Origin of the sequence: Halococcus morrhuae DSM 1307 (assembly GCF_000336695.1) — an archaeon.
GTDB lineage: Archaea > Halobacteriota > Halobacteria > Halobacteriales > Halococcaceae > Halococcus > Halococcus morrhuae.
This window is the reverse complement of sequence record NZ_AOMC01000107.1, coordinates 19,527-41,544: the sequence shown is the minus strand read 5'-3', so window position 1 is coordinate 41,544 and position 22,018 is coordinate 19,527. Positions and strand designations below refer to the sequence as shown.

Genomic DNA, 22,018 nt, shown 5'->3' with positions numbered 1-22,018 from the left:
TCACATCACCGCAGCTGCCAACCGCACAGCACCGCCGAAGCCCTCGGGGCGCGCTCACTCCGTTCGCTACTCGCTCCCTACGGTCGCTCGCGTCCCTCGCCCTTCATCCGCCAGGCACCGCACCGCAACCGCTCCGCAGCCGCCACCGCCGCGGCCGCGCCGCGACCGCACCGCAGCTGTAGGCCACACGAGCCGAACAAGTTTTCGCCCGCTCGGGCCGAGGGCGGGCATGGACTTCGACTCGCTCGTGCTCGCGGCGGCCACCGCCGATTTGAGCGACGAACCCGCCGCCCGCGCCCACGCCGACGCCGTCGAGTTCCGCATGGACCTCGCCAACGACCCACTCGACGCACTCGCGACCTACGACGGCGAACTCCCACTGATCGCGACCAATCGAACGATCGAAGAGGGTGGAGAAGCTCCCGAAAATTCCGATCGACTCGACACACTCTCGCGCGCTGCCGAGTTCCCGACCGTCGCGGCGATCGACGTCGAACTGGCGACGATCACAGACGAGGAATGGCTCGCCGACGAGGCCCGCGACCACGACGCGGACTGCATCGTCTCGACACACGATTTCGACGCGACGCCATCACGATCGGCGATGGAAAACACCCTAACGCGCGCAAGCGAGTACGGTACGGTCGCGAAACTCGCCGTCACGGCCACCGACCCGGGCGACGTGCTCGATCTGCTCGCGGCCACACACGCCCGCACGGAGCGCGGCGACCGCGTGGCGACGATGGCGATGGACGCGGTCGGCGGCCACTCGCGGGCTATCGCCCCCCTCTACGGCTCGCGCATCGCCTACGCACCGGTCGATCCCGACCGAGCGACCGCACCCGGCCAGTACGACCTCGCGACGCTCGCCGGACTGCTCGACACCCTCGACTAGTCGACGCTCTCCGTGCGTTCGTCGGCACTACTCTCGCCCATCCGCATCGCAACGACGACACCAAGCAGGCTCACGAACACGCCGGCGATCACGAACGCCACGAGTCGGGCATCACCGCCGATCGTGAACCCACGGATCGAGACGACGCCGAGACTCGTCGCCGGCATCCGCAACGGGTCGATGATGCCGGCGCGTTCCAAGAAGTAGGCCCCGAACCCTCGGACGACGAGCCCGACCGCCGCCAGCACGAACGGGAGGTTGAGCGTGGCGTTGCCGACACGACTACTGTGCAGCCACTCGTCGATCGCCCGACCGGTGCTCGCGGTCAGCCCCGCCGCCGTCAGCCACGGCACGCTGTCGAACAGGAACGCCATGACCGTCACGAGCGCGCTCGCCTCACCCGCGAGCGGCGAAGCGCTGATGACTCCCACGACCAGGCCCACGAGCGCGAACCCGCCGGCGATCACACCCGTGACGACCGAGAGCCGCCCGGTGTAGAGCCCATCGCGCACCCCACCGGTAAGCGCCGCGAGCGCGTCGTCGACACCCAACCCCTTGTAGAGGACGAACAGACCGGTGAGAGCGGCGACAGCGGCGACGGCGGCCCGCAGGCTCTGTGCGAACACCACCAACACGGGCACCGCGAGCAGCGCGACACCGATCGGTACCAACACCGTTTGTCGGAGCTCCTCGTTGGCGAGGAACTGCTTCAGGAGATAGTAGGCCGATTCGAGATCGCGGGCCTGTCGGACGACGACCCGCGAGACGGCATCGACGCGCACCCGACTCTCGACGACGTGGACGACGCGCTCCTCGGCCGTGCTGTCGGTGACGACGACCGCCGACTCGATCGACCGGTCGGCGAGCAATCGTTCAATCTGCCGGGCGAGATCTCGGTCCGCATCGACCGAGTCGTCGACGCCCGAGACGACCGCGACCACCGGCTCCGCGCCCGAGTCGCGAAGCTCGCCGGCGAGGCGCAGCCCTTCGAGCAGGCAGTTCACGCGGCTGCTTTCGGGGTCGGCGAGCCCCACGTCGGTGACGAGCGAGCGGACCGCCTGCTCGCCGACCACCGGCAGCTCGCCCGCGATGTCGGCGACGGTCTCGCCGCGGTCGATACAGACGACGAGCGTACTCACGGCTCACTGTTCACGACCCCGCCATGAAAACACCCGCGATGGTGCCGGTTGGCGAACATCCATGGCTCCGGCCGACGTCGTTTGTCCGTGTCCACCACTGCAGACCCCGAGTTCGTCGACCGAACGCTGGAGATCGCCCGCGAGAACGTCGAGGACGGCGGACGACCCTTCTCCTGCCTCATCGTGCGCGACGGCGAGATCCTCGCCGAGAGCCCCAACCTCGTCGCCCAGACCAACAACCCCGTGGCCCACGCCGAAACGGTGGCCATCGAGCAGGCCTGTAAACGTGTCGGCAGCGAGGACCTCTCAGGCTGTGACGCCTACAGGTAGTGCAGCGAGAGTGCCGCGGGGCTTGATCCCGCGGGTGAATCGCGTAAGCTCAACGGATGTCCGACGCATTTATGTGTGCGAAAATGCTAACTGAATCTGTAACGGATATGGAACATCGACACCTTCGCGTCGACCTCACCGACGAAGACATCGAGCGAGCGACCGAGTACGCCGAGGAACACGGGCTTCGGATGCCGCGTGCCTACGGCGACCNGACCTCACCGACGAAGACATCGAGCGAGCGACCGAGTACGCCGAGGAACACGGGCTTCGGATGCCGCGTGCCTACGGCGACCTCATCCGAGAAGGCCTGGACTAGTCGATGGATCTCACGCTTCGTTTCCGTGCGTATCCCGACGATCCCACGGTGAGCGAGGCGTGGCGGCACATCGACATCCACCGCCAGATACGGAATCACGCGGTGCGTGACTACTATCACGCCGAGTGGAACGACCGACCGAGTGCCTACGACCAGCACTCGAAACTTACCGATTGGAAGCGTGAGTGGCCGATTTTCGCGGAAGTTTCGGCGCACGCCGCCCAACAGACCGTCTCGCAGATCCACCGCGACCTGACCGTCCTCAAGGAACATCGGCAGAACGGGCGGAAGGTCGGACGGCTCAAATGGCAGGGCGCGGGTGACTTTCGTTCGGTTGCGTATCAGTCCGAGGGCTACGACGTGGATCACAACACGGGCCGGGACGGATATGCAACCCTTCACCTNGCGGGTGACTTTCGTTCGGTTGCGTATCAGTCCGAGGGCTACGACGTGGATCACAACACGGGCCGGGACGGATATGCAACCCTTCACCTCTCGAAGATCGGCGATATGCCCATTCGCACCCACCGGAGCCTGCCGGAAACGGATGATATCAAACGGGTCGCTCTCAAGAAGGAGACCACCGGCGAGTGGTTCGCCACGTTCGTCATCGAGGCCGACGAACCCGAGAAGCCCGACCCGAAGGAGATCGACCGTAACGACTGNGGGTCGCTCTCAAGAAGGAGACCACCGGCGAGTGGTTCGCCACGTTCGTCATCGAGGCCGACGAACCCGAGAAGCCCGACCCGAAGGAGATCGACCGTAACGACTGCGTGGGCGTGGATCTCGGCATCCTCTCGTACATCCATACGTCCGATGACTGCTCGGTCGAATCACTCGCCCTCTCCGACGAATACGACCGCTATGCGCGCGAACAGCGGTCGCTCGACCGAAAAGAACACGGGTCGGCCAACTGGGAGAAACAGCGGCGGGCGGTGGCGACAGCGAGACGCCACATCAAACGGAAAGTCCTCGACTTTCAGCACAAGCTGACCTCGTGGCTCGTGACCGAGTACGAGGTGGTGTGCGTCGAAGACCTCGATGTGAAGCCGATGCTCGAAACTTCACAGTCGGCGAAGAACAAACAGGATGCGGCATGGTCGCAGTTCCTCTCGCTCCTTGAATACAAGGCCGATCTGCACGGAACACACATCGTGTCGGTCGATCCTCGGAATACGACGAAGGAGTGCAACCGATGCGGTGTGAAGACCGACAAGCCGCTGTGGGTGCGCGAACACTCGTGTCCGGCCTGCGGTCACGAGGAAGACCGTGACCTGAACGCGGCGAAGAATATTCTCGACAGAGGTCTCGAACAGATAGGGGCGGGATGCTCCGAATCAACGCCCGTGCAGACTGCGCTCCCTGCGTTCACTNAAGAATATTCTCGACAGAGGTCTCGAACAGATAGGGGCGGGATGCTCCGAATCAACGCCCGTGCAGACTGCGCTCCCTGCGTTCACTCGAGTTCGAGTGGATGCAAAGCGCGTCGTCGAAGCGGGAAGCCCCGCGGCTTGACCGCAGGGTCCGTTCACGACGAGTACGAGAAAGATTGGGAGGACCGGAACCTTCCATTGATCCACGCCGACGAGGCCGACGACGAGGCTCTCTCGGTCTACGAGCACTGGCAGGAGCTGAACGAATAATCGAGTAGCTCGCTATCTGAGTTCCAGACTGAACTCGTCGTCGACACCGATCGAATCGGCCACGCCCGCACCGAACGCGTAGGCCACACCCTGCGACTGGCTTCTGATGCGCTCCATCAGGCTCTGCTCGGGCGTGAACTCCTCGATTTCGATGTCGTGGCCGAGGCGCTCTTCGATGCGCTCCTCGACGTCCTCGCGGGTGCCGAGCTCGTCGACGAGCCCGTTGTCGATGGCGTCGGTGCCGAGATAGACCCGGGCTTCGGTCTCGCGGATCGTCTCCTCATCGAGCCCGCGGCCCTCGGCGACGTGCTCGACGAACGTCTCGTAGTAGTCGTCGACGAGCCCCTGGAGATATTCGTCGTCCTGCTCTTCGGGTTCTTTGAGCGGGTAGCCAGCGTCCTTGTACTCGCCGGCGGTCTTCGGGCGGTAGTCGAGCCCGAGCTTGTCGCCCAGCCCCTTCGCGTTGACCGACGAGCCGCGCACGCCGATGCTCCCGACGACGCTCGCCTCGCGCGCCCAGAGCTCGTCACAGCCGGCGGCGATCCAGTAGCCACCGCTCGCACAGGTGTCGGTCGCGTAGCCGATCGTCGGACCGTCGAAACGCTCGGCCGCAAGCCGGATGTCCTCGCTCGGCAGGACCTCGCCGCCGGGCGTGTTGAGCTTGACGACCAGCGCCTCGACGTTCGGGTCCTCGTCGGCGCGCTCGATCTGCTCGACGATCTTGTCCGCCGGGATCGAACGCTGGCTGCTGCTCGGAAGACGGCTTCCCTCGCGGGAGATGGGCCCCTCGACGGCGACTTCGACCGTATTATATCCGTTTTTCGCCTGCGCGCGGAGCCGTTTGACCGTCCCCCAGATGCCAGCGCCCGCGCTCGCGCCGATGGCTGCTCTCATGAATGTCGCTCGTGAATCGGTCGGCATACCCACTCGTCGGGCGCGCGGCGGATGAATCGTTCGCTCGTGGCGACGATCGTAGTATCTAGAGCTTGCCGGCTTTCTGCAGTTTCATCAGGTCCTCGGTGTCGAGGGTCTCGCCCTGCTTGAACTGCTCGTAGATCTCCTCGGCCTCGGCTTCGGCCTCCTCGCGCTTCTTGTCGCGCTCGGATTTGCGCTCCTCTTCCTCCTCTTTGTCCATCTCGCGCAGGCGCTTTTGCACCTCGACGAAGTCCTCGTGGTGGCGGTCGGCGGCTTCCTGGGCATCGACGAACTTCTCGTGCCACTCGTCGGCCTCGTCGCGGACGTCGTCGGCCTCGCGGTAGGCCTCGATCATCTGGTTGTGGTGCTCCTGGGCCTCGTCGGCGAGCTCCGTCACCTTCTCGTGGTGCTCGGAGGCCTCGGCACGGATCTCCTCGGCCTCGGCTTTGACCTCTTCGAGCCCATCGGTGTCGTCGAGCGCTTCCTTTCGCTCGCGATACTGCTCGCGTTTGTTCTCGATTTTCTCGATGAGTTCGCGCTCGTCCTCCGTCGAGAGTACCTCGGTCTGCTGGCGGAATTCGAGTTTCTCGATTTCCTCTTCGAGCTCGTCGAGATCCTTCCCCTCGTCGAGTTCGAGGTCGCCTTTCAGCTCGTCGACCTCGTCGAACAGTTCGTTGGCCTCGGCGTTGAGCTCGTTGCGCTTCTGTTTGTGCTCCTGTACCTCCTCGTTGAGCTCGTCGCGTTTCTCGCGGTGTTCCTGTGCGAGGTCGACCTGCTCTCGTGTCTTCGCGTTGAGCTCGTCGCGCTTGTCGGCGCGCTCGGAGGCTGCCTGATTCAGGTCGTTGCGCCGGTCGCGGAGCTTGCCGGCGAGTTTGATGAGCTGTCCTTTCGAGTCGCTTTCGAGGTCGTCGTCGGTCAGTTCGACGTTTTCGGATTGATCGATCGTGCTTGCCATGGTTCTGTTACTATCCCAGCCGCGCCAGCGTACGGTTGCCACTCACGGGCGCTCGTCGTCTCTGAGGAGTGGTCCGTATCATTCTCTGTGCGATACCACTGTGACGCCGGCAGCGTTCTGGCATGTACCAATACTGCCAGAAACGGTTTAAGCGTTGTGATCGTGTGGGTCGTTCTCTCTCAACCCGTTCATCGCTCGCCCCCGTTTTCCACCCGTCGATCGTCGGTCACGAGCGTCAACGCGATCTGCTCGCTGTCGATCGATGCGTCGAGTTCGCCAGCCACCGCCTGCGAGAACGGACCGACGGTGACCGGCAGGCTCCCGCTCTCGCTTCCGGCCCGCCAGTCGACCTCGCCGGAGATCGTTTCGGGTGTGTCGTTGACGACGACAGCCCGTGGCTCCGCCGCCGTGTCGTCGAGCATTGCCGCAAGTGGCTCGAAAGCGGCCTCGACGGCATCGGTGCCCTCCCCCGACGGATCGAAGGCCGTCACGAACGGTTTCGCCGACAGCCGAAGCGCCTCGATCGCTCGTCGTGCCCGCGTCGCCCCGCCATCGGCTCCTGGTACTACATAGCGCGTTCGGGTCCCGTCACTTGCGTAGCCGTCGAGCACCCACGATTCTTTGATTCCGTCGTCGGCATCGGTCCCGATATCGAGACCCGGCATCGAGAGCACGATCGCGTCGTCGGGCAGCGACGTTTTGGCTGCCGTCGCCGTCGCCGCACCGCCGTCACCGTTGCCCGTCGAGCGGAGCACGCGCCGGTCTTCTTCCTCGGTCGTGACGTCGAACCCGTGAGCGTCGTCGCGAACGCCGAAGACGGCGAGGCTCGGTCGATGGCCGACCGCACCGGCGAGCGTACGCGCGACCAGCCGCGCGCGCTCGGCGTCGAGCGCACCCGCACTCATCGGCACGTCCTGGCAGACGAGCACGCCGGCCGCGTCGGCGGCCTCATAGAACGATTCCGGCGGGACGTGACTGTACGGGCGGACAAGCGTCGCGTTCGCCGCGATCGCGCGGTCGATGACGTCGGTCGCGCTCTCGTCGGGCAGCGAGACGAGCCCGCGCACCGGAACGTGCGTCCCGTTGATCGACAACCCCTCCGGACCGTATTCGATGGTTCGAAAGCCGGTCGTCGCCGTCCGATCGTGCCCACCGAGCTGTGCCCGGACGGTGTAGCGGTTCTGTGGGCCGGTGCCGCGAGGCCACCACCGGTCGGGATCGCGCACCGACAGCTGTCCCTGGACGACGACGCGCTCGCCCGCGCTCGCCTGGACGCCGACCTGTGTCAGCGCGCTCGCGCCGTCAGCCCCCTCGGGCTGCAGCGAGAGTCGCACGCGACCGTCGAGATCGCTGCCCGCATCGATCGTGACGATGGCGTTGACGCCCACTTCTTCGTCTGTTTCGGCGGTGCGAACCGTGAGATCGGTGATGACGGCCGCTGGCACGCCCTCGACGCTGGCACCCCAGCGTATCCCGGGCACACGTTCGCGTTCGGAGACGAGTGCCGTCTCGAAGACGCCGCCAAAACGGTCCTCGGGCGCGCGACACTCGACGAGCAGCTCGTTTTCCGCTTCGGGGTCGAACACCGTCCGGAACGGCGTGAAATAGGTGTCGTGGCGGCCGACGAACTCGCCGTTCAGCCAGACACGAGCGTGGGCGTAGAGTCCGCGGAGGGTGAGCAACGCCCGCTCGTCGCCCTCGCGCGGATCGGCGAACTCCGTTCGGTAGGCGACGGCGTGCTCGCCGGCGAACGCATCGGGGGCCGCCGGATCGACGGCGTGCCACTCGTCGGCCTCGGGCGGGCCGTCGCCGGGCTCGACCGCAGCGGCCGTCCACTCGTGCAGATTCATAGCAGTTGGGCGTTCGCCGCAGCCATAGCCCTTGTGTCGTGGGTCAGCGCCCGAAACGCGAAGCTTTGACATCCTCCACCGGCCTGAAGGCCGGGGAATCCCACGCCCGCACCGCAACGCGCTGGGTTGGGAGTTTCAGGTTCGCGGCCACGTTGACCGCTGGGAGTGCCAAGCCCCCGGTTACTCCTATCGTTCGGGACGCCATACACGGACGTGCCGCCTTTCGGCGGCGCGTCCGGGCGGTCGTCATTCATCCCGACTCGACTTGGAGGTACCTTTCCGCACCGGCCCACAACCTCCGGCGAAGGTCGTTCGCTGAGCGTTGCGGGTTGTCGGATACTGTCTCATTGGGTGGCGGATGGACCGCCTCCGATAGTAGTACATTGGACGGTAAACCGCCTAAATCTTCCGATTTCGCCGGTTGCCGAAGTAATCTTACGGCGCGGTATCCACGACCTAACGGTCGTGGTATTAGCGCCTGTTGAATACGAAGCTATAACTGTCGATTCCGGCGATGGATGCTATGGAAGAACGCGTCCGTGCGCACGGCCACGAGAACGTCACCGCGCGCCACGCGAGCACGCTCGAACTGACGCGAGACGACTATCTGACGCCGGCGGGTGACTGCATTCTCGGCATCGAGGCCGACCGCACGCCCGCTGATTTCGACCGCGCGTTCGTCGAAGCCTGCCGCGACAGCGAGGCGACGATCACGCTGACGCTCGACGCCGGCGATCACACCGAAACCGTCACCGGTCGCGGTCATCCGGCGCTCGAATGCACGAACGACCGAAGCTTCGTCTGCCGGACGAGCGACTACGTCGACGATCGAACCGTGATGGTCGGGGCGGACAAAGCGGCCGCCGATCTCGACCGAGCTTTCGTCGACGCGCTCGCCGAGGGAGCTGAGATCACGGCTGTGTTCCGCGTCGAATAGCGTTTTGTGGCCGGCCCACGAGGGGAAGACATGAGCGAGGACGAACCGACGGAGAACATCAGCGGCGGGTCCGATGGCGGCGGTCTCGCCGCGGCATTCGACGAGCACGACGCCGAAACCCGTGCCGAGGCGGTCGTCGATCGGCTCGGTGAGCTCTACTGGCAGAAGACGTACGGCGGCCAGGACGCCTTCGAGTGTCTCGTGCGCACGATCCTGAGTCAGAACACGAGCGACAAGGCGAGCCAGCCCGCCCACGACGCGCTGATGGAGCGCTACGGCGAGAGAGCCGATCTCGCGAAGGCACTCGCCGATGCCGAGCAGTCGACGCTTGCCGAGACGATCGAACCGGCAGGGCTCTACAACCAGAAATCCGAGACGATGATCGCCATCGCCGAGCGCGTCGTCGACGAGTACGGCAGCGCCGCAGCGTTCGACGAGTTCGTCACCGACGAGGAACCCGCGACGGTGCGCGAGACGCTGCTCGACTTCTCGGGTGTCGGACCGAAAACCGCCGACTGCGTGCTCCTGTTTTCCGGCGGGCGCGCGGGCGTCTTCCCGGTCGATACACACGTCCACCGGATCTATCGCCGACTCGGGATCGCCCCGGCCGATGCCGATCACGAAAAAGTCCGGGAGGTGCTCGAAGCGCAGGTTCCTGCCGAGAAATGTGGGTTCGGCCACACGGCGACGATCCAGTTCGGTCGCGAATATTGCACCGCACGCAGCCCCGCCTGTCTCGACGATCCCGACGCCTGCCCGATGGGCGATCTCTGTGAACAGGTGGGCGTCTATCCCGCAACCGACGAGGTCGTCGATCCGGCCGAAGCGGACTGAGGTCGACGGTACCGACCGCGCTCACTGATTTTCGTCCCGGTCGCTCACTCCGCATCGAGCGGATCGAACTCCGGACCGTCGTAGTCGGTCTCGACCGCGAGCTCGCCCGCGACGATGCGCTCGGCTAGCGAATCGACGCGCTCGCGAACGTCGTCCGGCACGTCCGGTGCGAGCGACAGTCGGGCGGCCTCCGGCTCCTCCAGTCCGATCTTGACAACCTGTCCAGCCTGCCAGTCGCCGTTTTCGAGATCTCTGGCGGCCTCGATCGCGCCGATACCGACGTCCGCGACCGCCGATCCGGCGAAGGTTTCGGGATGCTCGGGATACCAGGTGCCGACGTTGCCGAACAGCTCGATCCCGTGCTCGTCGGCGGCCGTGATCGCGCCCGAACGGCCCGCATTGAGCATGGTGAAGATCAGGTCCGCACCCTGTTCGGTCTGGGCTTCGGCGACGCGTCGAGCGAGATCCGCGTCGTCCTGATCGCCGGCGAAGGTGGTGAGCAGCGTCGCGTCCGGGTTGGTGTGTGCGACGCCGGCGGCGTAGGCGGCCCGTCCCTTGAGACCGGGCGGGACGCGAATTCCGGAGATATGGCCCACGACGTCGCTCTCGGTGAGCAGGCCGGCGGCGGCCCCGGCGAGAAAGACCGACTGCTCCTGAAGGACCACGTAGCTCGCGAGATTCGGGCCGGTGACCGAACCCTGTGTCACCGCGAACGCAACGTCCGGATACTCCGGGGCCACGTCGGCCGCGGCCGCAGAGCCCTGCCCGCCGTGGACGATAAGCAGATCGGGCTCGTCGGCCGCGAGATCGCTGATGGCTGCCGACAGCGATTCCGTCTCCGACGCCACGCCATCGACGGAGCGGGTCTCGACAGCGAGTTCGTCCTCGATGGTGGAGAGTGCCTCGTCGCCCGCCTGAACGAACCCGTCGTCGTCCACGTTCCCCGGGAGAACCATCGCAACCGTCAGCCGGGTCGAAGTGGTGGTCATCGTCTCGTTGCTCCGACATCGAGGCGGGTGAGCCATCGTGACTGTGAGTCGACGGCCTGTATCGGGCATCGCTCCGCGCGTGATCTGCTGTGATCCATCGTCGAACGACTCACGATCGCGTCGCATGAAACTGTCGTTTATCGGACTCGATCGCTACGCCGCGTATTCGCTCGGATCACAGCGTCAGAAACTGTGGTCCGGTGATGAGTACGACACCGGAGATCACCAGAACTGCACCGACGAGCAGCCGTCGCGTGATCGATTCGACCTGGCGGAAGAACAGGGCCGTCACGAGGATCGCGAACAGGGAGGTCGGACTCGAAAGCGGGTCGACGACGGTCACCTGGCCCCGTTCCAGGGCAGCGAACAGCCCGAACAGCGCGAGTGCGCTGAAGACGCCACAGCCGACGAAATACGCGTACGCTTGCCGCGGAACCTGGAAAAACGAGCGCAGCTGCCCGCGTTGCGAGTAGAGGATAAAGGATAGCAGTCCGACGAGCCCGGCGAGTTCGTTGAGCGCGACCGCATCGAGCGGTGTCGCGCCCGTGTTGGTGAACAGAAATCGGCGGGCGACGTTCCCGAACGCGAACGTGAGTGCCGCCCCGAGCGGGAAGAGCAGATCACGTTTGTTCCAGCCGGTGATGTCACCCCCACCCGAGAACGCGACGAGCCCCAGCCCGCTCACGACACAGAGAATGCCCACTATTCCTTGGGCCGTGATCGATTCGCCGAGAAAGACGATCGCGAGGATCGTCGCCCACAGCGGACGCGTGTTGACCGTCGCGCTGTTGACGCTGGCCCCGGCGCGCTCGACGCCGACGTAGTTCAGCAGGCGCGCGAGCCCGGTCGAGACGAGCCCGATCCCGAAAAACGCACCCACCACCCAGAACGGCAGCGCGAAGAGATCGAACCCTCTGAGGACGAGCGAGAGCCAGTAGCCGATCACGCTCACCGAGACGACGACGATCGATGCCAACAGTGGCGTTCCACCCCGCTCCATGCCTGCTTTCGAGAGCGGATCCGAGATGCCCCAACTCGTCGCAGTCAGAAGAGCAAGCCCCACAACAACAGTATCCATGGCAGAGACTGTATCGGTCTCTGGATAGCTTTTGTGATCGATCTACGATCGATAATAATGTTAATCCGCGGTCGTGACGCAGCGAGCGGCGCATTCCACCGGAACGCGTTCACTCGCGTGCAAGGCGATTCGCTGCCTCGTTCGTGGCACGCGAGCAACAGAATCGAGCAGCAGTTATGTGGAATTTCGCCCCGCCTGCCACTCCCAGAGCAGTTCGAGACCGATCCACGCGATACACCAGACGAGAACGACTACCGAAACGAGCGCCGTCGTGGCAAGCATCTCGAGTCCGAGTGCGAGCGAGACCAACAGCGGATAGAACAGTACCGTGAGCATGATGGCCAACAGCAAGCCGCCAGCGCCACAGAGATGATGCTCGAACGATCCGATACGTTTTGCCCCGTCACTGTCGGAGACGGTCGGCCGGCCGTTGCCAGCCGATCCGTGTGGTGTGTACACTCTCGACACCCATGTGAAGATACGCTGTCGCTCCGTGTTAGTCGTTTCGCCGACGGAATCGAGTCTGGAAGGAACGCTGTGTCGCGCCAAACGACAGTTAGAACAGTCAGCACACCGCCCCGTGCAGGGGTCGCTATGCTCGCTACTTGAACCGGAACGTTTCGAGGTTCTTCGGCGCGAACGTCCGCATGTTGTAGTTGTGATAGAGCGCCGAGGAGAAGTCCTGGACGCTCTGTTCGTCGCCGTGAACGCAGAGCACCTTCTCGGGGCGGGGGTTCATCGTCTTCACGAAGTTTTCCAGTCCCTGTCGGTCGGCGTGACCCGAGAACCCGTCGACGGTCTCGACTTCGAGTTCGAGGTTCAGCGTGCCCGAGCGTCCGCGCCCACCGTTCATCGGGATCTCGTCCCAACCGTTCTGGATGCGCCGCCCGAGCGTGCCCTGTGCCTGATAGCCGACGAAGGTCATCGTGCTGTCGGGATCGGCCCCCAAATGCTCGAGCCAGGACATGATCGGGCCACCGGTGACCATCCCTGACGTCGAGAGGATGATCGCGGGATCGCCGGCGGCGACCTCCTCGCGTTCGTCCTCACCCTCGTCGATGTGGTTGAACTGCGGCGCGAGGAAGGGGTTCTCGTCGTCGTGGAAGATGCGATCGCGGAGGTCGTCGCGGAGATATTCGGGGTAGGTCGAGTGGATCGCCGTCGCTTCCCAGATCATCCCGTCGAGATGGACCGGCATCTCCGGGATCTTCCCGTTGCGCATCGCCTCTTCGAGCACGAGCATGATCTCCTGTGAGCGCCCGACCGCGAAGGAGGGGACCAGGACCTTGCCGCCGCGGTCAGCGGTCTCGTTGATGATCTCGACGAGCCGTTCCTCGGAGTCCGCCTGATCGGTCTTGTAGTCGTTGCGCCCGCCGTAGGTCGACTCCATCACGAGCGTCTCGACGCGCGGGAAGTCGTTGACCGCACCGTTGAACAGCCGGGTGTCGTCGTAGTGGATGTCGCCGGAGAAGGCGACGTTGTAGTGGCCCTCGCCGATGTGGAAGTGCGAGACCGCGCTCCCGAGGATGTGGCCCGCGTTGTGCATCGTCAGTTTGACGTCGGGCGCGATGTCGGTCACGTCGCCGTACTCGATGGGGATCGTGTGTTTGACCGCCTCGCGCACCATCGCGCTGTCGTAGGGCGGGCTCCGGCCTTCCTTGGCCGCGACGTCGAGATAGTCCAGCTGGAGCAGCCCCATCAGATCGCGCGTCGGCTCGGTCGTGTAGATCGGGCCGTCATAGCCGTATTTGAACAGCAGCGGGATCAGCGCCGAGTGATCGAGGTGGGCGTGTGTCAGGACGACGGCGTCGATCGAGTTGAGTGGGTTCGCCTCGGGCACCTGGAGATAGGGCGCGTCGTCGGAGCCGGGCTTGTCGCCACAGTCGATGAGAATTCTGGTTTCCGGTGTCGAGAGGATGAAGCTCGCTCGCCCCACTTCGCGACAGCAGCCGAGCGTCGTGATGCGCACCCACTCGCCGTCGGACATCTCCTCGCGGTGGATCTGTCGGCCGACCCGTTCGAGGATATCGCGGCGCTCCTCGCGCTCCTGTTTGAGGAAGTTTCTGACATTGGAGACCGTCGAGGACTCGATCGGCGGCGTTCTGACGACTTCTGGCGTCCAGCCGACCTCCTGAGTGATCTCCCGGAGAGTCGAGCCGTGGCGGCCGATCACCATGCCCGGCTTCGCGGCCTCGATGACGACTTCGCCGGTGTCCTCGTGGAAGTCGACGTTCGAGACGTCGGCATCGTCGGGGATCACCGACCGTACCGTCTCGCGGGCGCTCTCGGGCGGCGTGAGTGCGTCGGGTTCGGGGCGCACCGTGATGCGCTTTCTGAGCTTGCCCGCGAGGGTCCGGATCAGGTCGCCGTTGCGCGCGAACTTCTTCGGGTCACGCGTGTAGATGACCAGCTCCGGCCCTTCGTAGGTGACGTCCGAAACCGAGATGTCGTTTGGCAGTTCGTCCGTTATCGTCGACGTTATCTCGTCGAGTTGCTTGTCTACCGTGCTCATACTGGAACTCAGTCCATGAGATTTCACCCGTCCGGGTCACCCCCGATCGCCACCGGCGATCGGATCTCGTCGCTCGCCGTCGCGAACACGACGCGTAGCCTATGCGGTACGCTCTGGAGGTCTTCGACCCAGCGGGCGGGTTCGGGTTCGGACCCCGCGTTCGGTGCTGAGAGTCCGGAAAACCCGCGTGTACTCGGAGGTATAGGACGACGATTATAAAACCTTTCGCAAAACCGTGACATCCCCTCGCCCCTTTGCCCACACATGCGAGTCACCGCCGACACCGTGGCCGCCGCCCACGAGCGCACCGCCGACCGCGCCCCAACGGTCGTCGCACTCATCAACGACGTGCGCGCCGACCTCGGTGACGCCTTCGACACCGACGTCGCGAGCGTCACCGTCGAGACCTACCGCGACGAAGTGGACACCGTCTTCGCCGATGGCGATCGCGCGGTCAACGTCGCCGCGCTGCTCGCGCTGCTCGAGGATCTCGACGTCGAGGGCGACTACCCGGGGTTCGTCGTCGACGAACTGCTCGGCCGCGAACTCGCCGGCACGATCGCCGGTCAGCAACCGCTCAGACTGCTCGGCGAGGCGACCTTCCACTACGCGGATATCCACACTCACATCGAGGGGCCGGCGGGTGCCGACGACGCGCTCGCGGCGCTTGCGGCGGGGTTTCAGACGCGACTCCCCGGTTGGGAGTGGAAACGGAGTGAGAGCCCGTTCGCGGTCGATTAGGCCTCGGCCGCCGTGTCGTCGCCTTGCTCCGCGCGCTCGGCCTCCGGCTCCATCTGACGGCGATTGGTGAGCGCGAGCGCGGCGAACAGCACGCCGCCGATGGCGCGCAACGCGAGATCGAAGGTGAGTGCGTCGAACGAGACGGCCATGCCGAGCGCCGCGAGAATGCTCTCGGCGCTGTTGAACAGCAGTCCGGGTGCCATCAACAGGAGCGCCGTGAGCGCGAACGCAGCCCGCTCGGCCCACGACACCTCGCTGTAGAGGAAACCGATGACCGTCGCCCCGAGCGCGACCACGCCGAGGAACACGCCCACGATCGGGATCAGCACCTCGGGGACGAAGTAGCCGACGTCGAGGACGTCACTGACCCCGATGACGCGGTAGACCTGATCGGCGTCGGCCGGCACGCCCGGGATCCGCCGTAGCAACACGACGCCCGGAACCAGCACGAACGCGAACGGGACGATCGCCTTGTTGAGCGACAGCGAGAACGCCTCGATGCCCGTCTGGAACGGGTCGGACTTCGCCACGCCGGAGGCCGCATACGCTGCGACTGCCACCGGTGGCGTGATATCGGCGATCACGCCGAAATAGAGGATGAACAGGTGGGCGGCCAGCAACGGCACCTCGAAATTGGAGATGGCCGGGCCGAGCAGCGAGACGAGAATGATGTAGGTGACGGTCGTCGGCATCCCCATCCCGAGGATGATCGAGGAGATCGCAGTGATCACCAGCAGGAGGACGAGCGAGTCGCCCGCAACGCTGAGGATCAGCGTCGTCAGGTTCGGCCCCAGCCCCGTGGTACTGATCACGCCGGGGATGATGCCGGCGGCGGCGACGGCGATCACCACGGGCGTGGCGGTGCGCGCACCGGCTTCCATCGCCTTTTCGAGGAACGTGAGGAACCCGACCGCCCGGTTGGTGCCGAACTGTGGGCGTCCAACCGAGCTCGTCACGGTGTCGATGGCATCGTCGACCTGGTCGTCGTAGTCGATCAGCGGCGCGTCGCCGTGTGAACGCGCGAGCAGCGTGAGGAAACTCACGGCGATGACGAGCCAGCCCATCTTGCCAGCGACGGCCGACGCGGCCGCGCCGGGAGCCATCCCCGCACCACCCGCGCCGGTGAGCGCGGCGATGACACCGACACCGGCAACGAGATGAGCGAGGAACTCCGCGATCGCGAGCCCGCCGATGACGCCGACCAGCGGCCAGCGCGTACGCTCGTTGTAGGCCGCGACGAGCGCGATGAGCGCGGTGATCGCCAGAATCGTATACCATGCCGAGCGTGCGACCGTCAGCCGTGCGACGAGGAGGTAGTACAGCAGGAGGACGAGCGGCACGAGATAGAACCAGCCCTGTCGCAGATGCGAACGCAGCCCGACGAGATCGGACGCATCGACGCCACCGATCCCCGCTCGCGAGGCTTCGAGATGGACCATCACCCAGACGCCGAAGAAGAAGACGATCGCGGGGATCGCCGCCGCGACGATGACGTTCGCGAACGGTGTCTGGGTGTACTCGACGATGAGGAACGCCGCCGCACCCATCACGGGCGGGAGGATCTGCCCGCCCGACGACGCGGAGGCTTCGACCGCACCGGAGAACTCGGCGCGATAGCCCGTCTTCTTCATCAGCGGGATCGTGAACGCACCGGTGGTGACGGTGTTCGCGATCGAGGAGCCAGAGATCATCCCCATGAACCCCGAGGCGAGGATCGACGCCTTCGCCGGCCCGCCCTTGCGTCGCCCCGTGACCGAGTAAGCGAGGTCGATGAACCACTTGCCCGCGCCGCTCATTTCGAGGAAGGCCCCGAAGAGGATGAAGATGTAGATGAACTGGACGCTCACCCGAACCGGCACGCCGAAGACGCCGTTGGCGGTGTTGTACCAGAGGTTCTGGATGACGGTCGACCACGGACTCGGCGGGATCTGTCCGAGCACGCCGACGATCGGTGCGTCACCCGGGATCAGGTAACCAAAGCGCGCGTAGACGATGAACAGGGTGACGATCGACATGAGGTAGAAGCCGAGCGTCCGCCGGGTCGCTTCGAGCACGAGCAACACGCCGAGCGCCCCGAGGACGAACGCGGCCGAGGTCTCGTCGAGCGGGATTCCGATCGCGGAGAGCGCGTCGACGGGTGCCGACAGCACCGGCATCAGTTCGGCGATCGTCTGTCCGGAATCGAGCCCGAGCGAGCGGAGCAGCTGGACCTCGTCGAAATCGAGCAGGATGTAGAGCGTGCTGAGGATCGAAACGATCATCAAGAGAATATCGACGGGCGTGACGCGTTCGCGCTCGGGATCGAGCAGGAGCCAGCGAATCACGCCACGAACGCCGCGCGCACCGCGGGTAACCGGGTTCGTCTCGCCCAGCCGGGTTTCGAGCGCCGGGACGATCCGTGCCAGTCGCCGCGAGAGAAAGCCATCGCCCTGCGTCGCCGGAAAGAGCAGGAAGGTGAGCAACAGCCCGAACGTGACGTGGATGCTGTTGACCTGCAGCGACTGGAGCGAGCCGAGGCTGATCTCGCCGTACAGCGGGAGCGAGAACGAGAACGTGAACCCGCGGGCGGCGAGCCAGAGCTGGAACGCCGAGAACGCGACCGCGATGACGATGACGGCCATCCCCGCCAGCCCGCGCAGCGAACGCCGGCGTTCGAGTTCGTCGATCAGTTCGTCGGCGTCTTCGGCAGCGTCACCTGTGACGCCTGTCTCGTCGGTTGCTGTATCAGTGCTCATGAATCAAGAGTGTCGAGTGTGTTCTGCAGGACCGATCGTTCGGTGAGGTGGAGACGGACGCCCTCGGCATCCGACCGTGCAACGAGATCATAGCTGTTGTTGCCCACCCGAAGCCGGTGGTCGGCGGTCCGACCCGGCTTCACGTACAGTTCCTCGTAGCGTCCCTGCGGATCGAAGGTGAACGAACCGTTCTCGCGGGTGACGTTCGCGCGCGCCGGCAGCCCCCAGCCATAGGACTGGAACTCCATGCCCGTCATCACGAGTGAGTCGTTGTCCACCACGTAGATGTCGTGGACGGGCGTCTTCTCGACGCTGTGATTGTAGCTGAGGACGACCGGCGTCCCGTTCGAGACGGGTGTGGTGAGCAGCTGCTCGCCGCTGTTTGCGTCCTCGACGACGAGTGCGCGGCCGGCCGGCGTCGCCGCGGCGACGGCGGTGACCGCCAGCCCGATGGCTGCCACCACGAGTAACAGACGAACGGTCCGTCGCTGTCGGTCGGTCATCGGTAATGCTGTTCGGTCGTCGGTGTTCGACGGACGGTTCGAAACGCGTGGTCGGCCACCGCGTTAGGACGAGGTGGTGTCGTTGTCCATCGCGGTTCCGGCCTCGGTTCCCATCCCGTCGTCGGTACCGCCATCCATCGTCGTGCCGCCACCCATCGTCGTCCCACCGCTCGCGTTGCCGGAGCCACCGCCCGCCGAGTCGAAGTACGCCGCCGCGCCGGGGTGGAGATCGATCGACATCCCGTCCTGAGCGGAGTCGGCGCTGATGGAGTCCGTCTTGATCGTGAGATCGGAGACGTTGTCGAAGATCGCGGCCGTCACGTTCTGGACCGTCTCCTCGGGCACCTGCGTCGTCGTGGCGATCATCGCCTGGACGGCGACGGTGGGTTTGGCGTCGCTGACACCCTGGTAGGTGCCGCCGGGGATCTCGTCGTTGGCGAAGAAGTCCGCGGCCTGTTTGACCTGCTTGCGCTCGTCGCCGTCGATGGCGACGATGCCGATCGAACTCGTCTCGGCGAGCTCCGAGATCGCGCCGACCGGCCAGCCGCCGACGACGAACGAGGCGTCGATGTCGCCGTTCTGGATCTGTTCGGCGGCCTGCGAGAAGTCGGTGTTCTGCTCGGTGAAATCGGACACACCAACTGCTTCGAGGATCGTCTTCGCGTCGACCTGCGTCCCGCTGCCGAGATCGCCGGTGTTGATCGTCTTGCCGCTCAAGTCGGAGATCTTTTCGACGTCGCTGCTGCCGGGCGTGACGACGGTGATCGTCTCCGGGTAGAGCGTGGCGACGCCGCGCAGGTTCTTGATCGCGTTGTCCTGGAAGGCATCGATACCCGTGCCGTTTTTCGCGAACGAGGCGATGTCGTTTTGGATCAGCGCGAAGTCGGCCGACCCGTCGGCGAGGCTGCCGACGTTCTCGACGGAGGCACCCGTCGAACGTACCTGCAGGCTGAAGTCGGTGTTCGACTGGACGACCTGTTTGATCTCGTTCGAGAGCGGGTAGTAGGTCCCGCCGGTGCCACCGGCGTCCCAGACGAGGTTGTTGGAGCCGCCCCCACCACCGCCGGAGCCGTTGCCCCCGGAACCGTTACCACCACCGCTTCCGCCGCTCGTCCCGTTGCCGCCGGAGCCGTTGCCACCGCCGCCACCGGCACAGCCCGCGAGCCCGGTCGCGCCGACGACGCCGAGCGCACCGGCCGTTCGCAGGAACGTCCGTCGGGAGGAGCCCGTCGTGTCTCCCTTCAGGTCCCCACTAGAGTCATTTTTTGCCATACACTATCGAGTCGGCTCCGCCGGCATTAATCTACCGGAGACGATCGTCCATGATAGTCCTGCCGTGACGCGATTTTTTCGCCAGCGACGCTACGAAGCGATGGCGATGCCCACATCAGCGACGGTCAGATCCGTGTCGAACTGTACAACTCCTGCATTTATTCATCGTCTCGAACATCGGTCGCCACTTCGCGGATGGTTTCGACCTCGCTGTCGCTGTAGCCGATGAGTCGCACGTCGGTCAGTGATACCGGATCGTACGCTGCGAGTTCCTCACAGATGAGTCGGACACCTTCCCCGAGATCGAATCCGGCGACGCCACAGCCCAGTGCCGGCAGCACGAGCGACTCACAGCCCAGATCGTCGGCACGTGCGAGGCTGTTTCGCGTCGCCGCACGGATGCTCTTGGCGGTGGCTTGTCCATCCCCGTAATGTGGCATCGCGGCGGCGTGGAGCACCCACTCGGCGTCGAGGTCGTAGGCGTCGGTGACGGCCACAGTCCCGAGATCGATCGGCCCCTGTGAGACGGCCTCCTCGTTGATCTCCCCGCCCGCACCGCGTCTGAGCGCGCCCGCGACGCCCGATCCCATCTCCAGACTCGTGCCGGCGGCGTTCACGAGCGCATCGGCCTCCCGGGCGGCGATGTCACCCTGGATCACGGTGAACTCCATATCCACTGTCTGATCGCCAACGGGTAAAATCTCTACCCCTTCCGCTCAAGGGCCGACGTCGGTGTCAACGGAGAGATAGAAGCTAGGCCCGAGTTTAAGGGCGCAAATCGAGTAGCATCCCCATGCACGGAACACGCAGCGTTCGATCGGATGGACCCCACAGCTCCCGGGAGGCCTAGTCCGTGGAGGAGCGAGAACGGCGGTTCGTGACTATCGGCGTGCTGGTCGGGATCTTCCTCGCCGCGATCGACGGCACCGTCGTGACGACCGCGATGCCGACGGTCGTTGCCGCGCTCGGCGGGCTCGAACTCTACCCGTGGGTGTTCACCTCGTATATGCTGTTCACCGCGGTGACGATGCCGCTGTTCGGCCGGCTGGCCGACGCCTACGGTCGGAAGAAACTCTTCTACGTCGGCATCGCCGCCTTCGTCGCCGGCAGCGTGCTCTCGGGGGCGGCCGGCAGCATGGCCGAACTCGTCGCCTTCCGTGCGATCCAGGGTATCGGCGGTGGGGCGATGCTCGCGCTTCCCTACACGATCCTCGGCGTGATCTACCCGCCCGAGCGCCGTGGCTGGGCCATCGGGCTCGGCGGTTCGGTCTGGGGCGTTGCGAGCGTGCTCGGCCCGCCGCTCGGCTACGCGATCGTCTCGACGCTCGGCTGGCGATGGGTCTTCTACGTGAACGTCCCCGTCGGAATCATCGCCGTCGCGTTCATCGCGACGACGCTTGAGGAATCGACGGGTACGGCCACGGGCGATATCGACTACGCAGGGGCACTCGCCATCGCGGTGGGCGTCGGCACGATCCTGATCGGCCTCGAACTGCTCACGACCCGGCCGCTCGCCGCCGGCATCGCCGTCGTAATCGGCCTCGCCTCGCTTGGGGGCTTCTATTTCGCCGAACGACGGGCCAGCGAACCGATCATTCCGCTGGCGCTGTTCGGCGATCGGACCTTCCTCGCCACCATCACGGCCGGCTTCCTCACGAGCTTCGTCGTCTTCGCCGGGCTGACGTATATCCCGCTGTTCGTCCAGAGTGTTCACGGCGGTGCGAACAGCTCGGCGATCGCGGTCGTGCCGATTTCGATCGGCTGGTCGGGCATGAGCGTACTCGCGGGCCGTATGACCGAACGCATCGGCGAGCGTCGGCTCTCGATCGTCGGCACGGCCTGTATCGCGGTGAGTTTCGCCGCAGGCGCGTTCTGGACGCCCGCAACGTCGCTCGTCGTGATCGTCGCCGTCGCGTTCGTCATGGGCGTCGGCATGGGGACGGTGACGCCGCCGTTGCTCACCGTGATCCAGAACCATCTCGGAGCCGAGCAGATGGGGCTCGCGACCTCCTCCCAGCAGTTCTTCCGCCAACTCGGCGGCGCGATGGGCGTGTCCGTGCTCGGGTTCGTGATCACGACGCTCGCACGCGGACAGCTCGCGGCCGTCCCCGGCGTGTCGACGCTCGGCGATCTCCAACGCGTGCTCTTCGAGACGAACACGCCGCCGGCGGGGGCGGCCGCTGCGCTGGCAAGCGGGCTCTCGTCGGCGTTCGTCGTTTCGGCTGTCATCGGGCTCGTCGCGCTCGTGGTCGTCTTCAAGCTGCCACGCGGGGAGAGTGAGAGTAATGCGAGTACCGAACGAGCCGACCCCGCGACGGACTGAACGGTGGTCGCAGCCATCCAACCGATTCACCTGGAAACCACAGAAAAG

Annotated in this window: 18 protein-coding genes and 1 pseudogene; 7 read left to right on the top strand and 12 right to left on the bottom strand. The window is 65.3% G+C overall.

Annotated elements, in window-relative coordinates; translation table 11 throughout:
* Window positions 1-229 precede the first annotated feature (229 nt).
* The gene (locus C448_RS08255; protein WP_004053779.1) at window positions 230-895 is read left to right on the top strand and encodes a type I 3-dehydroquinate dehydratase; all 666 of its coding nucleotides are present in this window, start codon (window positions 230-232) and stop codon (window positions 893-895) included.
* On the opposite strand, the gene C448_RS08250 is transcribed toward C448_RS08255, so the two are convergent.
* The gene (locus C448_RS08250; RefSeq protein ID WP_004053778.1) at window positions 892-2,034 is read right to left on the bottom strand and encodes a DUF373 family protein; all 1,143 of its coding nucleotides are present in this window, start codon (window positions 2,032-2,034) and stop codon (window positions 892-894) included. The two genes, C448_RS08255 and C448_RS08250, sit on opposite strands and share 4 nt — an antisense overlap.
* An 87-nt stretch (window positions 2,035-2,121) precedes the next feature.
* On the opposite strand from C448_RS08250, the gene C448_RS08245 reads away from it, so the two are divergent.
* Window positions 2,122-2,364 carry a nucleoside deaminase gene (locus C448_RS08245; RefSeq protein WP_004053777.1) on the top strand — a complete coding sequence of 81 codons (243 nt, stop codon included), beginning with the start codon at window positions 2,122-2,124 and terminating at the stop codon, window positions 2,362-2,364.
* A gap of 322 nt (window positions 2,365-2,686) precedes the next feature.
* Window positions 2,687-4,195: pseudogene (locus C448_RS17070) on the top strand (RNA-guided endonuclease InsQ/TnpB family protein); the annotation flags it as partial.
* Window positions 4,196-4,338: 143 nt separating this feature from the next.
* Here the strand turns inward: C448_RS17070 and C448_RS08235 are convergent.
* The 3 genes from C448_RS08235 to C448_RS08225 all read right to left on the bottom strand — a co-directional run bounded on the left by C448_RS08235 (window position 4,339) and on the right by C448_RS08225 (window position 8,046).
* Window positions 4,339-5,247: a S49 family peptidase gene (locus C448_RS08235; RefSeq protein WP_049916187.1), complete on the bottom strand. Its 909-nt coding sequence runs from the start codon at window positions 5,245-5,247 to the stop codon at window positions 4,339-4,341.
* Window positions 5,248-5,305: 58 nt separating this feature from the next.
* Complete coding sequence (locus C448_RS08230) at window positions 5,306-6,196, bottom strand: coiled-coil protein (RefSeq protein ID WP_004053769.1); 891 nt, start codon at window positions 6,194-6,196, stop codon at window positions 5,306-5,308.
* A 188-nt stretch (window positions 6,197-6,384) separates the two neighbouring features.
* Window positions 6,385-8,046 (bottom strand): glycoside hydrolase family 2 protein, encoded by a 1,662-nt coding sequence (locus tag C448_RS08225; protein ID WP_004053767.1) that lies wholly within the window; start codon window positions 8,044-8,046, stop codon window positions 6,385-6,387.
* A 523-nt stretch (window positions 8,047-8,569) separates the two neighbouring features.
* Between C448_RS08225 and C448_RS08220 the strand changes: the two genes are divergently transcribed.
* Both C448_RS08220 and C448_RS08215 read left to right on the top strand, forming a co-directional pair.
* Window positions 8,570-8,983, top strand: a complete 414-nt coding sequence (locus C448_RS08220) for a DUF371 domain-containing protein (protein ID WP_004053765.1) — start codon at window positions 8,570-8,572, stop codon at window positions 8,981-8,983.
* A gap of 30 nt (window positions 8,984-9,013) precedes the next feature.
* Window positions 9,014-9,817 carry an endonuclease III domain-containing protein gene (locus C448_RS08215; RefSeq protein ID WP_004053763.1) on the top strand — a complete coding sequence of 268 codons (804 nt, stop codon included), beginning with the start codon at window positions 9,014-9,016 and terminating at the stop codon, window positions 9,815-9,817.
* Window positions 9,818-9,861: 44 nt separating this feature from the next.
* Here the strand turns inward: C448_RS08215 and C448_RS08210 are convergent, their stop codons facing one another.
* From C448_RS08210 to C448_RS08195, 4 genes are all read right to left on the bottom strand, one after another.
* The gene (locus C448_RS08210; protein ID WP_239640557.1) at window positions 9,862-10,806 is read right to left on the bottom strand and encodes a BMP family protein; all 945 of its coding nucleotides are present in this window, start codon (window positions 10,804-10,806) and stop codon (window positions 9,862-9,864) included.
* A gap of 175 nt (window positions 10,807-10,981) precedes the next feature.
* Window positions 10,982-11,884, bottom strand: coding sequence for a DMT family transporter (locus C448_RS08205; protein WP_239640556.1), 903 nt, complete (start codon window positions 11,882-11,884; stop codon window positions 10,982-10,984).
* Between the two features lie 174 nt (window positions 11,885-12,058).
* Entirely contained in the window at window positions 12,059-12,343 is a 285-nt protein-coding gene (locus C448_RS08200) for a hypothetical protein (protein WP_004053755.1), read from the bottom strand.
* Between the two features lie 142 nt (window positions 12,344-12,485).
* A complete protein-coding gene (locus C448_RS08195) occupies window positions 12,486-14,396 on the bottom strand; it encodes a beta-CASP ribonuclease aCPSF1 (protein ID WP_004053753.1) in 1,911 nt (636 codons plus the stop codon).
* A 264-nt stretch (window positions 14,397-14,660) separates the two neighbouring features.
* Between C448_RS08195 and C448_RS08190 the strand changes: the two genes are divergently transcribed.
* On the top strand, window positions 14,661-15,137 hold the full coding sequence (locus C448_RS08190) for a hypothetical protein (RefSeq protein ID WP_004053751.1): 477 nt from the start codon (window positions 14,661-14,663) through the stop codon (window positions 15,135-15,137).
* Here C448_RS08190 and C448_RS08185 read toward each other — a convergent pair.
* The 4 genes from C448_RS08185 to C448_RS08170 all read right to left on the bottom strand — a co-directional run bounded on the left by C448_RS08185 (window position 15,134) and on the right by C448_RS08170 (window position 20,318).
* The gene (locus C448_RS08185) at window positions 15,134-17,872 is read right to left on the bottom strand and encodes a TRAP transporter permease (protein ID WP_004053750.1); all 2,739 of its coding nucleotides are present in this window, start codon (window positions 17,870-17,872) and stop codon (window positions 15,134-15,136) included. The genes C448_RS08190 and C448_RS08185 overlap by 4 nt on opposite strands.
* Complete coding sequence (locus C448_RS08180) at window positions 17,869-18,375, bottom strand: DUF1850 domain-containing protein (protein ID WP_004053747.1); 507 nt, start codon at window positions 18,373-18,375, stop codon at window positions 17,869-17,871. The genes C448_RS08185 and C448_RS08180 overlap by 4 nt, the downstream gene beginning before the upstream one ends.
* Before the next feature lie 63 nt (window positions 18,376-18,438).
* Complete coding sequence (locus tag C448_RS08175; RefSeq protein ID WP_004053745.1) at window positions 18,439-19,647, bottom strand: TAXI family TRAP transporter solute-binding subunit; 1,209 nt, start codon at window positions 19,645-19,647, stop codon at window positions 18,439-18,441.
* 158 nt (window positions 19,648-19,805) lie between these two features.
* Window positions 19,806-20,318 carry a macro domain-containing protein gene (locus C448_RS08170; RefSeq protein WP_004053743.1) on the bottom strand — a complete coding sequence of 171 codons (513 nt, stop codon included), beginning with the start codon at window positions 20,316-20,318 and terminating at the stop codon, window positions 19,806-19,808.
* Between the two features lie 182 nt (window positions 20,319-20,500).
* Here C448_RS08170 and C448_RS08165 point away from each other — a divergent pair, with 182 nt between their 5' ends.
* Window positions 20,501-21,970, top strand: coding sequence for an MDR family MFS transporter (locus C448_RS08165; RefSeq protein WP_004053741.1), 1,470 nt, complete (start codon window positions 20,501-20,503; stop codon window positions 21,968-21,970).
* Window positions 21,971-22,018: the final 48 nt, after the last annotated feature.